Here is an 11,534-nt window from a genome sequence, read left to right as displayed (position 1 = left end):
CGACGACGCCGAAGTGACCGAAGTACAGGTGCAGGTGTGACGGAGGTGCAGGGCGATGGCCGGTTTTCGGAGTCTGGCGAGACAGGTGCGCGACCCGCGGTGCGATCTGGCACTTCGGCGGTACTCACTGCGCAAGTGCCTTGAACGGTTCGCCCCTTACGGGCACAGGGCCACCTGGGACCACCTGTGCTCCCGGGCCGGATTCGGTCCCGAGGACCGGTCCCCCGACCCAGCGCGGCTCGTGGCCGCACTGGAGGAACTGGAAGAGGCGCGTTCGGTCTGGCTGGCCTACGAGGTCGACTTCGCCGAGCGGCGCAAGAAGGAGAAGCACGACGGGCTGCGCAGGCCCGGCACCGTGGACGACTGGCACCGCCTGACCTGGGGCGGCTTCGGAGTCGCCTGGTGCGACGACCCACGGGTCCACCCGCACGAGTCACTGGCGGAGGTGCTGCGCCGGCTGATCTCCGCGCTGGAGCGGGAGCCGGGGGCGGAGTGCCCGGCGTGCGGCGGGGAACGCCTCGTCTGGACGTACGAACTGAACCACGAACCCTCGACAGGTCCGGTCTGCACGGACTGCGGAATCCTTGTCCCGCGGCCCGTCCTCACAGCCGAGGCCCTGGCGGACGCCAGGCGCGGACGGTTGCTCGTGTCGGCCTGACCGAACGGGCCGGAGCGAGCCTAGGAAGTGTGCCTGCGGGGGTGCGCCGGGGATGCCGCACCCCTGTTTTGTCCGGTCTTTCCCCCATCCATCTTTCTCTTGGGCCGCCCTTTTCCTACGGCCGCCGGGCCGTTGTCAGTGGTGACTGGCACCATCGGGGCATGGTGCAGGTGTGTCTGAACGGGCCCCGTGGGGCCGCCGACGGCGCGATGGTGCCGCTCACGCCGCGGGCGTTGGCCGACTCCGCGGCCGAGGCCGTCGCGGCCGGTGCCACCGATGTCCATGTCCACCCCAAGACGCCCTGCGGTCAGGACACCCTCTCTCCGCGTGTGGTCGCGGCCACCGTCGAGGCGATCCGTGCCCGGGTGCCGGTGCCGGTCGGTGTGACCACGGGCGCCTGGGCCGAGCCGGATCCCGCGGCCCGCCTGGAGCGCGTCCGCGGCTGGACCGTGCTGCCCGACCACGCCTCGGTCAACTGGCACGAGCCGGGCGCCGAGGAGCTGGCCGCCGCGCTGATCGCCCGCGGAGTGGGGGTGGAGGCCGGCATCTGGTCGGGCACGGACGCGGCGGCCGGGTTCGCCGTGTCGCCGCTCGGCCCGAAGGTGCTGCGGGTGCTCGCGGAGGTGACGGACCCGGTCGCCGGGACGGCCGAGGACACCGCGCGTGCGCTGCTGGCGGACCTGGGTTCCGCGCACGGCCGCCCGGTGCTGCTGCACGGCGAGGACGGCGGCGCGTGGCCGGTGCTGCGGCTGGCCGGACGCCTCGGGCTCGCGACCCGCATCGGCCTGGAGGACACCCTGTTCCTGCCGGACGGGCAACGGGCCGTGTCCAACGCCCAGTTGGTCGCGGTCGCGACGGAAAGCGGTGAGGTCGGCAGCGGTTGATCCGTTCACTCCACCTTCCCGCCGCGGACAGGGGGAGGCGACGCGCCCTGTCCGCGGATCCCGAGAAGCCCCGATGCCGGTGCTCCGCCTCACCGCCGAAGCACCGACCGTCCACGGGCATCCCGACGCCGACCCGCTCGAACCGGCCCGGTCTCTGCGCGGCCCGGTCTCTGCGCGGCCCGGTCTCTACGCGGGCCGGTCCTTGCGCTGTTCCGCCAGCAGCCTCGACCCCGTGAGGCGGTCGCCGAACACGTCGTCCGGGTTGGACAGGACACAGGTGTCCAGCGACAGGCAGCCGCAGCCGATGCAGTCCGTGAGGTGGTCGCGCAGGCGGTTGAGCTGCTTGATGCGTTCGTCGAGTTCGGAGCGCCAGGCCTCGGAGAGGTGGGCCCAGTCCTCACGGGTGGGGGTGCGCTCCTCGGGCAGTTCGGCGAGGGCGTCACGGATCGTGGCGAGCGGGATCCCGACGCGCTGGGCGGCCCGTACGAAGGCGACCCGGCGCAGGGCGTCACGGGAGTAGCGGCGTTGGTTGCCCGTGGTGCGGCGGCTGCTGATCAGGCCCTTGGACTCGTAGAAGTGCAGGGCGGAGACGGCGGCGCCGCTGCGGGCGGCGAGCTGGCCGACCGTGAGTTCGTGGATCTTCTCGGGAATCTGGGGCACCCCTCGCACCCTACCCACCCGGCCCGCGCCCCGGTCCGTTGACATGACGTGCCGGGCCGACCATGCTAAGCAGTCGCTTAGAAATGACTGGGCAGACTTCGTGACGCGAGAGGCCGGGACCATGGCAGAGCCGAGGATCTTCACGTCCGCCGACGACCTGAAGGCGGCGGTGGGCGAGCAGCTGGGGCACACCGACTGGCTGGAGGTCGACCAGAAGCGGATCGACCTGTTCGCGGAGGCGACCGGCGACCACCAGTGGATCCACGTGGATCCGGAGAAGGCCGCCGCGGGCCCGTTCGGCACGACCATCGCGCACGGCTATCTCACCCTGTCGCTGCTGCCGCTCTTCGGCCCGCAGCTGATCAAGGTCGAGGACGTGAGGATGGGCGTCAACTACGGGACGAACAAGGTCCGTTTCCCCGCCCCGGTGCCGGTCGGCTCCCGGCTGCGCGCCACCGCCACGATCACCGGCGCCGACGACGTGCCGGGCGGCGTACAGGTCAGCGTCGCGTTCACCGTGGAGCGCGAGGGCGGCGACAAGCCGGTGTGCGTGGCCGAGTCAGTGTCCCGCTACTACTTCTGAGCCCCGGGGGCCGTCGGCAGTCCCCGCGGGGACTGCTTCGCCCCGACCATCCGCAGCACGAGGTCGGCGTACAGCGCGCCGACCTCGTCGGGTGTGCGGGGGCCCGTCACGTTGAACCAGCGGGCCACGTCGATGCACAGGGAGAGCACCGCGAGGGTGCTCCCCTGGACGTCCAGGACGTCGAACTCGCCGTTCTCCACGCCGTCCTCGATGATCCCGCGCACCTCGGCGTCGCACTGCCGGCGGAGCGCGAGGATCTCGGCGCGGGCGTCCGGGCCGAGCGAGTCGAGTTCGTACTGCACGACCCGCGCGGTGGTACGGCCGCCCGCGTGCCAGCGGACGAAGGAGCCGACCGCGTCGGCGAGCCGCTCGGCGGCGCTGCCCTCGCCCCGGGCCGCCACGCGCAGGATGTCCACGGCCTTCTCGTGGCCGATCCTGCTGATGCGGTGGAGGAGTTCTTCCTTGGTCTTGTAGTGGATGTAGAGCGCGGCCGGGCTCATACCCGCGCGGCCCGCGATGTCACGGGTCGTCGTGGCGTGGTACCCCCGCTCGGCGAAGGCCTCCACCGCGGCGACGAGCAGCCGCCGGGCCGCGTCGGGCGTCACCTCGCCCCACGCCGACGTCTCGCCGCCGGTCGTCTCCTCCGCCGTACTCATCACAGGCCCCTCTCCACCGACACGACCCACACCATACCGCCGAAACTGAGCGGGCGCTTAGTGCGCCCGGTCAGAGCTTCTGGAAGGGGTCGTACGCGCGTGCCGCCGAGTCCTGGCGATCCCGGATCACCTTGGCGAGGGTGAACGAGGACGTGACGAGGTACAGGACGGCGATCGCGAGGAAGGCCCGAACCCAGGCGTCGGCGTCGAGGCGGAAGATCCCGATGGCCGTGGCGGCCATGGCGACGGAGAAGGATGCGACGGCCTGGCCGTAGAAGGCCGCCGTGTTCTGCTGCTTGCCCGGTGTCTCACTCATGGGACAAGAATCGGCGGACGCGACCGCCGCCACATCCGCCGAAGTACTCAGCGACGTACTCAGAAGCCCAGGGGCTCAGAACGCCGAAACCCCTGTCAGCGCCCGCCCGATGACCAGTTTCTGGATCTGGCTGGTGCCCTCGTAGAGGGTCATCACCCGGGCGTCGCGCAGCAGTTTGCCCGCCGGGTACTCGTCGATGTAGCCGTAGCCGCCGAAGACCTGGAGGGCGTTGTTCGCGGCGCGGACGGCCGCCTCCGAGGCGAAGAGCTTGGCCTTGGAGGACTCGGTGGCGAAGGGCAGGCCACGGTCGATCAGGTCGGCGACCCGCCAGGTCAGCAGCCGGGCCGCGTCCACGTCGACGGCGATGTCGCTGAGCAGCTCCTGGACGAGCTGGTGGTGGGCGATGGTCTTCCCGAACTGCTCGCGCTCGCCCGCGTAGCGCACGGCCACGTCCAGCGCGGCCTGGGCGATCCCGACGCAGCCCGCCGCCACCGACATCCGCCCCTTGGCCAGGGCCGACATGGCGACCGAGAAGCCCTTCCCCTCCTCGCCCAGCAGCGCGGAGGCCGGGATCCGTACATCCTCCAGCACCAGTTCGGCGGTCGCCTGGCCGCGCAGACCGAGCTTGCCGTGGATGGTGCGGCGGGTCAGACCGGGGGTGTCGGCCGGGACGAGGAAGGCGGAGACGCCTCTGTGGCCCGGGGCGTCGGTGGAGCGGGCGAACAGGAGGACCACGTCGGCCCAGGTGCCGTTGGTGATGAACGTCTTGGTGCCGTTGACGACGTAGGTGTCGCCCTCGCGCACGGCCCGGGTGGTGAGGTGGCCGGCGTCCGATCCGGTGCCCGGCTCGGTGAGGCCGAAGCAGCCGACGTACCCCCCGGAGGTCAGGCCCGGCAGCCACTGCCGCTTCTGCTCCTCGCTCCCCCAGGCGGCGACGGTCTTGGCGACCAGCCCCAGCGAGACGGAGACGATCCCGCGCACGGACGAGTCGCCGCGGCCCAGTTCCTCCGTGACCAGGCAGTACGCGAGGTGGTCGCCGCCCGAGCCGCCGTACTCCTCGTCGACGGTCAGCCCCAGGAAGCCGACCTCGCCGAGTTTCTTCACGATCGACCGGTCGACCTCCTCGGCGCGGTCCCAGGCGATGACGTGCGGGGCGATCTCGCGGTCCACGAAGTCCTTGGCGAGCTGCCGGACGGCGGTCTGCTCCTCGCTGAGCTCCAGGTTCATTCCGGGTCACCCCACAGGTAGCGGTCCGTGAAAGCCGTACCGTTAAATTAGCACTGCTAGTTTCCGGGCGGCAGCCCTACTATGTGCGCCATGGCCCGACCGCGCAAGCCCCTCCTCAGCACCGACCGGATCGTCGGGACGGCCCGGACGCTCGTGGACGCGGAGGGCCTGGCGGCCGTCTCCACGCGCCGGCTCGCGGCCGAACTGGGGGTCAGCGGGCCCTCGCTCTACAACCACTTCCGCACCAAGGACGAGATCCTCGAAGCGGTCGCCGACTCGGTGAGCGCGCAGGTCGACCTGTCGATGTTCGAGGACGGCCGGGACTGGCGGACCGCGCTGCACGACTGGGCCCTCTCCTACCGGGCCGCGCTGCGCGACCACCCGAACATCGTCCCGGTACTGGCCCGCGGCCCCGGCCGCCGCCCGGCCGGGCTCCGCCTCGCCGACGCCGTCTACGGCGCCATGGTCGCGGCGGGCTGGCCGCCGGCCCAGGCCACCTCGATCGGCGCGCTGATGCGGTACTTCGTGATGGGCTCCGCACTCGGCTCGTTCGCCGGGGGCTTCGTGGACGACGCGAGCGCGTACGACCCCGCCGACTACCCGCACCTCGGACAGGCCCACCTTCTCGCCGACCGGCAGGAGAAGATCGACGAGCGGGCCTTCGAGACGGGGCTGACCGCGCTGCTGGACGGGCTGACTCAGCAGTACGAGCGGGTCGAGCGGGCTTCCTAGCGCCCCGGCACGGACACTTCGGTGGGCGCCGAACCGTCCGTGTCCCATCCTGGAACGCATGACCACGAAGGACCCACGGGCCCACCGGCTGGCCCGGCTCGCCGCGCTCGCCGCCGACGAGACCCGGGCCTCCTGTCTGCTCGCGCTGCTCGAAGGGCGGGCCTGGACCGCCGGCGAGCTGGCCCGGCACGCCGGTGTCGCCGCGTCGACCCTGAGCGAACACCTGGGCAAGCTGGTCGCGGGCGGGCTGCTCGCCGAGGAACGCCAGGGGCGGCACCGGTACGTGCGGCTGGCCGACGCCCGGGTCGCCCAACTGGTCGAGGACCTCGCCGCACATCTCGCGCCGGACGCGGACGCCGTACGGCCGCGGAATCTGCGCGAGGCCGGTGCCGGGTCCGCGATGGCGCGCGGGCGCACCTGCTACGACCATCTCGCCGGCCGGCTCGGCATCGCGGTCACCGACGCGCTGACCTCGCGTGAACTGCTGTGCCAGGACACCGGGTTCGCGCTGACCGACGCGGGGGTGGAGTGGTTCGAGGCGGCCGGTATGCGGTTGGACCGGACGAGTCGGCGTCCGCTGGCTCGTGGCTGTCTGGACTGGACGGAGCGGCGGCCGCATCTTGCCGGGGTGGCCGGGGCGGCCTTGTGCCGGCATGCGCTGGAGCTGGGGTGGTGTGTGCGGATCGGGTCCGAGCGGGCGGTGAAGGTGACTCCGTCGGGGGAGCGGGTGCTGTGGGAGCTGTTGGGGATCGGGGTGGGGGCGTTGCGGTGAGGTGGGCGGCCCTGGGGGGGTGGGGGTGCTGTGGTGTGCCGGGTGCGGGTGCGTGGTGGCTGGTCGCGCAGTTCCCCGCGCCCCTTCGGGGCACGGCCGGCCCTCCGTCCGAAAACCGCGAGCTTCCCCACCTTTCTCTCCCTAGCCTCTGGAGCATGATGAATCCTCTCCGCCGTCCTGACTTCCTCGCCGCCGGTGCCGCCACCGTCACCGTCGTGTTGTGGGCCTCCGCGTTCGTGTCGATCCGCAGTGCGGGGTCCGCGTACGCGCCGGGTGCGCTGGCCCTCGGACGGTTGCTGGCCGGGGCGCTGACACTGGGGGTGATCTGCCTGGTCCGGCGGGAGGGGTGGCCGCCGCGGGCCGCGTGGCGGGGGATCGCGATCTCCGGGGTGCTGTGGTTCGGCGTCTACATGGTGGTCCTGAACTGGGGCGAGCAGCAGGTGGACGCCGGAACGGCCGCCCTGGTCGTGAACATCGGTCCGATCCTGATCGCGCTGCTCGGCGCGCGGCTGCTGGGGGACGTCATGCCGCCGCGGCTGCTCGCGGGGATGGCGGTGTCGTTCGCGGGCGCGGTCACGGTCGGGCTGTCGATGTCGGGCGAGGGCGGGTCGTCGGTGCTCGGCGTGGTGCTCTGTCTGCTCGCCGCGGTCGGCTACGCGGGCGGTGTGGTCGCGCAGAAGCCCGCCCTCGGCGCGGCGAGCGCCTTGCAGGTGACGACGTTCGGATGCCTGATCGGGGCCGTGGTGTGTCTGCCGTTCGCCGGTCAGCTCGTCCACGACGCCGCCGACGCGCCGCTCTCCGCGACGCTCAACATGGTCTACCTGGGCGTGTTCCCGACCGCACTGGCGTTCACGACCTGGGCCTACGCCCTGGCCCGTACGACCGCGAGCCGGATGGGCGCGACCACGTACGCCGTGCCCGCCCTGGTCGTCCTGATGTCGTGGCTGGCGCTGGGCGAGGTGCCGGGGCTGCTCACCCTGGCGGGCGGCCTGCTCTGCCTGGCCGGGGTCGCGGTGTCGCGTTCGCGTGCCCCGAAGGCCGTGGCTCCGGAGGCGGTTGCGGAGCCACGGACCGAGAAGGCCTCCGGGTCAGCGTGAACGCGCCCGGTCGGCAAGGACCTTGATGGAGAACAGGGCGATCACCGCGAGCCCGATGATGTAGGCGGAGACCGCCATCGAGGTGCCGGTGGTCTCCAGGAGCAGCACCATCATGAAGGGCGCGAGCCCGCCGCCGAACACGGCCGCGATCTGGTAGCCGAGGGAGGCGCCGGTGTAGCGCATCTCGGGGGTGAACAGTTCGGCGAACAGGGCGGCCTGGGGCCCGTACATGATGCTGAGGAAACAGCTGGCGACGAAGGTGCTCACCGTGAGCCACAACAGGGATCCGGTGTCGATCAGCAGGAACATCGGTACCGCCCACAGGGCGATGCCGGCCGCGCCGAACGCGTAGATCCGGATACGGCCGACGCGGTCGGAGAGCGCCGCGGAGGCGGGGATCAGCACGAGCTGGGTGAGGCTGACGCAGAGCGAGACGGTGAGCACCGCGCCGCGTTTCATGTCGAGTTCGCGGGTCGTGTAGTCGAGGACACCGGTGATGAGGATGTAGAAGGTCGCGGTGTTGACCGCGAAGGAGCCGCCGGCCAGGAGCACCGTGCCGAGGTGGTCGCGCAGGACGGTGCGCAGCGGGGAGCTCTGCTCGGAATTCTCCTTCCGCGTCAACGCCTGTTCGGCCTGCCGGAATTCGGGGGTCTCCTCGACCTTGGTGTGGATGTACCAGGCGAGGACGAGCACGAACAGGCCGATGAGGAACGGCACCCGCCAGGCCCACGCGGCGAACTCGCTGTCCGTGGTGAACGCGCCGGCCAGCAGGAAGACCGAGTTGGCCGTCACCACGCCGATGGGGACGCCGAGTTGGACGACGCTGCCGTAGACGCCGCGCTTGCCCTCGGGGGCGTACTCGGTGGCCAGCAGCATGGCGCCGCCCCACTGGGCGCCGACCGCGACGCCCTGCACGACGCGCAGGGCGACCAGCAGGATCGGGGCGGCGACACCGATGGTGTCGTACGTCGGGAGCAGGCCGATACCGGTGGTGGCCAGGCCCATCAGGGTGAGCGCGAGGACCAGCATGGGCTTGCGGCCGCGCCGGTCGCCGAGGTGGCCGGCGACGATGCCGCCGAGCGGGCGGGCCAGGAAGCCGACGGCGAAGGTGGCGAAGGAGGCCAGGACGCCGGCGGTGGAGCTGCCCGACGGGAAGTACAGGTCGCCGAGGACCAGGGCGGCGGCTATGCCGAAGACAAAGTAGTCGTACCACTCGACGGCGGAGGCGAGGGCGGCGGCGGTTGGCCGTGGGGAGGGCCGTGGTGGGGAGGGGCTGAGCGGGCGGGGCGGTGTCCATGCGTGCACACTCCGGTGGGTGCGGGGGGACGTTCCCGGGAACATACTGACCGGACGGTATGGGGTCAACGGTTGTGCGGGAAGGTTGCCCGGAGCACCCAGGGGCTCCGGGCCACCCGCAGGGTCGACTCCCGGGAACCCAGGGGCTAGAACACCACCAGTGCCCTGCCGCCCTTGCCCGCCAGCATGTTCTCGAACGCGGCCGGAATGCCCTCCAGGCCGATCCGCTCGGTCACCAGCGCGCCCAGGTCCAGGCGGCCCGCCCGGACGTGTTCGGCGATCACCGGCAGGTCCCGGGCCGGATCGGAGTTGCCGTAGACGCAGCCCGCCAGGGCCCGGCCCCAGTGGAAGAGTTCCAGCGCGTTGAAGGTGACCTGCTGGTCCTTGCCGCCGATGCCGACGACCGTGGTACGGCCGCCGCGACGGGTGGACTCCCAGGCGGTGCGGATCGTGGCCGCGCGGCCCACGCACTCGACGGCCACGTCGACGCCCTGCCCGCCGGTGAGGGCGCGGATCCCGCGGGCGGTGGTGTCGGAGGCGACGAGGTAGTCGGTGGCGCCCGCGTTCCGCGCCAGCTCCTCCTTCTCCGGGGAGACGTCGACCGCGACGATCCTGGACGCACCCGCGATCCGGGCGGCCTGGAGGGCGGCCAGGCCCACTCCCCCGACGCCGTACACGGCGACCGTCTCGCCCTCGCGGACCCGCGCCGAGTGGTGGACGGCGCCGTAGCCGGTGAGGACGGCGCAGCCGAGGAGGGCCGCGTCGGTGAGCGGGATGCCTTCGGGGAGCGGGAGCAGACAGTTCGCCGGCACGACCGTCTCCTCGGCGAACGCGGCGACGTTCAGGCCGGGGTGGAGTTCGGTGCCGTCCGCCAGCCGGGCGTGCACGTCGGCGGCGCCGTTCAGCGCGTTGGCGCACAGCCAGATCTCGCCGAGCGAGCAGGCGTGGCAACCACCGCAGGAGGGAGCCCAGTTGAGGACGACCTCGGCACCGGGCCGGACATCCGTGACGCCTTCGCCGACGGCGACGACCGTGCCGGCGCCCTCGTGGCCGAGGACAGCCGGGACGGGGACACGCATGGTGCCGTTGGACAAGGACAGGTCGGAGTGGCAGACCCCGGCGGCGGCGAGCCGGACGCGGACCCGGCCGGGTCCGGGGTCCGGGAGGTCGATCTCGGCGATCTCCAGCGGAGCGCCCACGGCGGGAAGTACGGCGGCACGGACCACGGGAGACTCCTCAGAACTGCAGGGACTTGGTCTGGAGGTACTCGGCGAGACCGTGCGCACCGAGTTCGCGGCCGACCCCCGACTGCTTGTAACCGCCGAACGGGGCAAGGGGGTTGAAGCGTCCCCCGTTGATGTCGACCTGCCCGGTCTCCAGACGGCGGGCGAAGGCGACCGCCTCCGGCTCGTCGCCGGCCCAGACGGCGCCCGCGAGTCCGTAGACCGTGCCGTTGGCGATGCGCAGGGCGTCCTCCTCGTCCTCGTAGCGGAGGATCGACAGGACGGGGCCGAAGATCTCCTCCTGCGCGATCGTCATGTCGGGCGTGACATCGGCGAAGACCGTGGGACTGACGAAGTAGCCCTGTTTGTGCGGGGATTGAGGGCCGCCCGCGACCAGCCGGGCCCCTTCGGCCACGCCCTTCTCGATGTAACCCCGCACCCGTGCCCGCTGGTCGGCGCTCACGACCGGTCCGATGCGGTCGCCGTACTTCGCGGCGGCCGTGGCGGCCAGCTCCACGGCCTCGTCGTACCGTTCCCGGTGCACCAGCATCCGGGTCCAGGCGCTGCAGGTCTGGCCGGAGTTGGACATCACGTTGGCGACGCCGACGTTGACCGCCTTGGCCAGGTCGGCGCTCGGCAGGATGACGTTGGCGGACTTGCCGCCCAGCTCCAGGGCGACCTTCTTGACCGCGGCGCCCGCCGTCGCGCCGATCCGCCGGCCGACGGCCGTCGAGCCGGTGAAGGAGACCAGGTCGACGTCCGGGTGCTCGGCGAGGGCCTGGCCGGCGACCGGGCCGAGCCCGGTGACCAGGTTGAACACGCCCGCCGGGACACCGGCCTCGTGGACCGCCTCGGCGAAGAGCTGGGCGACCAGCGGGGTGTCCTCGGCGGGCTTCAGCACCACCGTGCAGCCCGCCGCCAGCGCGGGGGCGACCTTGGCGACGATCTGGTGCAGGGGGTAGTTCCAGGGCGTGATCGCGCCGACCACACCGACGGGCTCCTGGAGGACGGTCGAGTTGCCGACCTTCTCCTCGAAGGCGTACGTGGCCGCGAGCTCGGCGTAGGAGCCGGCGACGGCGATCGGGACGGCCGCGTGCACGGCCTGGGAGAACTTCAGCGGCGCGCCGAGTTCGGCGGTGACCGTCTCGGCGATCTCGTCCTTGCGGGCCGCGAGGAGGTCCCGGAGGGCGGCCAGGCGCGCGGCCCGCTCGGCGGGGGCGGTCCCGGCCCAGCCCGGCAGGGCGGCACGGGCGGCCCGTACGGCGGCGTCGACGTCCTCGGCGGTTCCGGCCGGAACCCTGCCGACGACCTGTTCGTCGACCGGGTTCACGACCTCGATCACGTCCGGACCGGTGGCGGGGCGCCACTCGCCGTCGATGTACATGCCGTCGTGTGCCTTCATCGTGCGTCCTCCCGGGCGGGGCGTCTCG

12 protein-coding genes and 1 pseudogene are annotated in these 11,534 nt (G+C 72.2%); 6 read left to right on the top strand and 7 right to left on the bottom strand.

What is annotated here, in order from left to right; translation table 11 throughout:
• Window positions 1-55 precede the first annotated feature (55 nt).
• Window positions 56-658 carry a hypothetical protein gene (locus ACZ5VD_RS34345; protein WP_468552076.1) on the top strand — a complete coding sequence of 201 codons (603 nt, stop codon included), beginning with the start codon at window positions 56-58 and terminating at the stop codon, window positions 656-658.
• Window positions 659-819: 161 nt separating this feature from the next.
• On the top strand, window positions 820-1,542 hold the full coding sequence (locus tag ACZ5VD_RS34340) for a 3-keto-5-aminohexanoate cleavage protein (RefSeq protein WP_468684481.1): 723 nt from the start codon (window positions 820-822) through the stop codon (window positions 1,540-1,542).
• 186 nt (window positions 1,543-1,728) lie between these two features.
• Here ACZ5VD_RS34340 and soxR read toward each other — a convergent pair whose 3' ends face one another.
• Window positions 1,729-2,202 (bottom strand): redox-sensitive transcriptional activator SoxR, encoded by a 474-nt coding sequence (gene soxR / locus ACZ5VD_RS34335; RefSeq protein WP_468684480.1) that lies wholly within the window; start codon window positions 2,200-2,202, stop codon window positions 1,729-1,731.
• 121 nt (window positions 2,203-2,323) lie between these two features.
• On the opposite strand from soxR, the gene ACZ5VD_RS34330 reads away from it, so the two are divergent.
• Entirely contained in the window at window positions 2,324-2,785 is a 462-nt protein-coding gene (locus ACZ5VD_RS34330; protein WP_468552079.1) for a MaoC family dehydratase, read from the top strand.
• Here ACZ5VD_RS34330 and ACZ5VD_RS34325 read toward each other — a convergent pair.
• The 3 genes from ACZ5VD_RS34325 to ACZ5VD_RS34315 form a co-directional block, all read right to left on the bottom strand.
• Window positions 2,776-3,441 (bottom strand): TetR/AcrR family transcriptional regulator, encoded by a 666-nt coding sequence (locus ACZ5VD_RS34325; RefSeq protein WP_468552080.1) that lies wholly within the window; start codon window positions 3,439-3,441, stop codon window positions 2,776-2,778. The genes ACZ5VD_RS34330 and ACZ5VD_RS34325 overlap by 10 nt on opposite strands.
• 70 nt (window positions 3,442-3,511) lie before the next feature.
• Window positions 3,512-3,757 (bottom strand): YiaA/YiaB family inner membrane protein, encoded by a 246-nt coding sequence (locus ACZ5VD_RS34320; protein ID WP_468684478.1) that lies wholly within the window; start codon window positions 3,755-3,757, stop codon window positions 3,512-3,514.
• Between the two features lie 75 nt (window positions 3,758-3,832).
• Window positions 3,833-4,984 (bottom strand): acyl-CoA dehydrogenase family protein, encoded by a 1,152-nt coding sequence (locus tag ACZ5VD_RS34315; protein ID WP_468684476.1) that lies wholly within the window; start codon window positions 4,982-4,984, stop codon window positions 3,833-3,835.
• A gap of 90 nt (window positions 4,985-5,074) precedes the next feature.
• Between ACZ5VD_RS34315 and ACZ5VD_RS34310 the strand changes: the two genes are divergently transcribed.
• From ACZ5VD_RS34310 to ACZ5VD_RS34300, 3 genes are all read left to right on the top strand, one after another.
• On the top strand, window positions 5,075-5,716 hold the full coding sequence (locus ACZ5VD_RS34310; protein ID WP_468684475.1) for a TetR/AcrR family transcriptional regulator: 642 nt from the start codon (window positions 5,075-5,077) through the stop codon (window positions 5,714-5,716).
• Between the two features lie 58 nt (window positions 5,717-5,774).
• The gene (locus ACZ5VD_RS34305) at window positions 5,775-6,488 is read left to right on the top strand and encodes an ArsR/SmtB family transcription factor (protein ID WP_468684474.1); all 714 of its coding nucleotides are present in this window, start codon (window positions 5,775-5,777) and stop codon (window positions 6,486-6,488) included.
• Window positions 6,489-6,643: 155 nt separating this feature from the next.
• A complete protein-coding gene (locus ACZ5VD_RS34300; protein WP_468552084.1) occupies window positions 6,644-7,585 on the top strand; it encodes a DMT family transporter in 942 nt (313 codons plus the stop codon).
• Here the strand turns inward: ACZ5VD_RS34300 and ACZ5VD_RS34295 are convergent.
• From ACZ5VD_RS34295 to ACZ5VD_RS34285, 3 genes and pseudogenes are all read right to left on the bottom strand, one after another.
• Window positions 7,577-8,882 (bottom strand): annotated as a pseudogene (locus tag ACZ5VD_RS34295) (MFS transporter). The gene ACZ5VD_RS34300 and the pseudogene ACZ5VD_RS34295 overlap by 9 nt on opposite strands.
• Before the next feature lie 145 nt (window positions 8,883-9,027).
• Entirely contained in the window at window positions 9,028-10,107 is a 1,080-nt protein-coding gene (locus ACZ5VD_RS34290; RefSeq protein WP_468684473.1) for a Zn-dependent alcohol dehydrogenase, read from the bottom strand.
• 10 nt (window positions 10,108-10,117) lie between these two features.
• On the bottom strand, window positions 10,118-11,506 hold the full coding sequence (locus ACZ5VD_RS34285) for an aldehyde dehydrogenase family protein (protein ID WP_468552087.1): 1,389 nt from the start codon (window positions 11,504-11,506) through the stop codon (window positions 10,118-10,120).
• Between the last annotated feature and the right edge of the window lie 28 nt (window positions 11,507-11,534).

This window comes from Streptomyces sp. NPDC032822 (assembly GCF_055578825.1).
Note: the sequence above shows the minus strand (reverse complement) of the source record. Positions and strands in the feature narration are given on the sequence as shown.